At 51.9% G+C, this 2,149-nt stretch carries 1 protein-coding gene; it reads left to right on the top strand.

The window, feature by feature from the left end; translation table 11 throughout:
• Nucleotides 1-2,103, top strand: a 2,103-nt coding sequence (locus tag QGG57_06760; protein ID MDP7007864.1) for an MMPL family transporter, incomplete at its 5' end; no start/stop codon positions are given.
• Nucleotides 2,104-2,149: the final 46 nt, after the last annotated feature.

The following is a 2,149-nucleotide window of genomic DNA, read 5'->3' on the forward strand; positions in this document are numbered from 1 at the left end:
ACCCGCAACGCGAACGACCCGGAGCGGTTCAACGACCGCGTAATACACAATATCACCTACGTCCCGACGCTCAAGGAAATTGCATGGCTCGAGCGGGAAATCGACCCGCACGGCCAGTCAATGGAACAACAGGGATATCAGGGCCCCGACCGCGGAGAATATGATGACATCATCTTCACGCTCAGCATCTCAACGCTCATCAAGGAGTTCAACTCGACCAACAGTCGTTTTATCGAAGCTACGGAAGGGAAGGCATTTGGTGGTCTTTCGATCGAAGAATACGATGATGAACAGGTGAACGAGACGGGACGTTACGCAATACCCAGTGATCAGGATCGGGTCGACCAAATTTACGAGCAGACTTCTGGCGCGCTACAGAATTTTGCTATCGACACCAACGATGATGGAATTCTTGACACGGCTTACATCATGTTTGCGCTGAAGTACTCGGAGGGCAACAATGATGCGAGACAGGCGGAAATTATCGAACGTATTCAGCAAGCCATTGACTCACGACAGAGCCCAGCGCGCACCGAGATGACGCAGACTGGGTTGGTAGTGGTGCTGCACGAGGTGACAGCGCGGCTCTACGAAGACTTGTTGGCGATGCTACCAATTTCGCTTGTTATCGTACTGGGGATAATGCTCTGGTTCCACCGCAATATCTTCGTGGTTCCAGTGGTGCTCGTTCCGATTTTCTGTGCCCTTATCTGGACGCTGGGATTGGTACGGCTCTCAGGCGTAGTGCTGACACCAATGATTGTCGCCGCCGGACCAATCCTTATTGGAATTGGCGTCGATTACGGGCTGCATGTCGCTAACCGTATCGTCGAGTTCCGCGAGACGGGACTGCCGCATCGCAAGGCAACTCACAACGCCATGCTGACTACCGGTAAAGCGACGCTACTCTGCGCCATCACGGATACTATTGGCTTCTCAGCGCTGTTCATCTCGCCGATTGCGCCAATGCGTACCGTAGGGCTGACGATGATTATCGGTGTCGGCTGTGCGTTCGTACTGACAGTAAGCATGACTCCAGCCATCATGAAACTCACCAACTACACCCGGTACTATCCGAAGGCATGGACTGGAATCGCGCGCGTCTCGTCACAGCAGTGGCGGGTAATCCTGCTGGTAGTAATGCTAGTAACAGGGTACTCGCTAGTGCGTCTCTCGGTAATGGATCAGGATATCCGAGGCGATGAATCAGCCCCTGAAGACGTCGCCTCCATCAGGAAACTGGCTGAATATTCCGAGAAGTTCGAGGCAGGGCAGACGGGCATCCTGCTGGTGGCAGGGGCGCCCTACCGAGACAAACCAGCGACCAAGGACTTAGACGTACTGGACGTGATGAACTGGACTACTGTCGAGTTGAACAACCTTTCGGTCACTAACCGCAACTCGGGCGAAACCATCAATGTCTCAGCGTTTTCAATCGTAGATTTCTTCAAGTCAGCACATATCACGCTGGAAGTGTCTCAAGCAGGAGGTGAGCCGCTGTTAGTGTTCGACGGCAGCTTCTGGGAATTCCTGCACCATCCCTTCTTTGATGAGAATAACCTCTCCTGGATGGATTTAGGGCCATACACCCGCGCTGAATTCCGGCAGGATATGATAGACGTCTTCTACGACTCGTTCACGGGAGAAATGCGCGCGATGCTGCTAACAGACGACTACAACAAGGCGCTCGTCTATATCAGCATGCCATACGTAAACATAGACGATACAGCGCTGCTGGTCGAACGCACTGACAATATCGCTGCTCACTACGACGCTGTTTACCTGCGTAATCTAGACGCGGAGATGTCGCAACTCACTGGAGGCCCGCCGGTGACTATTGCCATTAACGAAGGTATACAGAATACACAGTACAAAACCATCGGCCTGAGCCTGGTGCTGGTGCTGGTGACGATGATCTTGATTTTCCGTTCATTGCGCTTCGGCTTCATCACCTTCCTCCCCATCTTAATTGTAGTCCTGTGGTATCCTGCTACGGTTCATACCGGTGGCACAAACCTGAACATCTTCACCGCTATGGTCGGCACTATCATCATCGGTATCGGCATTGACAATTCAATCCAGATTACTGAACGTGTTAGATAATAATGATATCGTAATTTAGTCTTTTTGGGATAGTTTGTAGTTTTAT

The sequence above is a fragment of the Candidatus Poseidoniia archaeon genome (assembly GCA_030748895.1).
Lineage (GTDB): Archaea > Thermoplasmatota > Poseidoniia > MGIII > CG-Epi1 > UBA8886.